At 55.5% G+C, this 299-nt stretch carries 1 protein-coding gene; it reads right to left on the minus strand.

Annotation, left to right across the window (positions count from 1 at the left end):
• Window positions 1-299, minus strand: a 299-nt coding sequence (locus tag R0J92_RS22315; protein WP_411053263.1) for a hypothetical protein, incomplete at both ends; no start/stop codon positions are given.

The following is a 299-nucleotide window of genomic DNA, read 5'->3' on the forward strand; positions in this document are numbered from 1 at the left end:
GCTGGCCATCTGTCCCATCACCCAAATGATCGACTGCATCCGGTGCACACTAAGGCCATTCAGGTGTTCGTATTCACTGACAAACCGGTCATATAGCCCGCACTCCACGCTGAATTCACCGTAAGAGCGCGACTCGTTCGGGGCAAAGGTCATGATTTTGATGCAGCGCTCTCTGGGCGAATGAGCAAAAGCGTGCAGGATGCCGCTGCGCTCGTCTTCAAAGACCTCGATATGATCGAAGGTGTGGCGAAAGTGCACCGCGCCGACGCGAGGAATGTGAACCGTGTTGTTACCGCCTG

The sequence above is a fragment of the Tritonibacter sp. SIMBA_163 genome (assembly GCF_046535935.1).
GTDB classification, from domain to species: Bacteria; Pseudomonadota; Alphaproteobacteria; order Rhodobacterales; family Rhodobacteraceae; genus Epibacterium; species Epibacterium scottomollicae.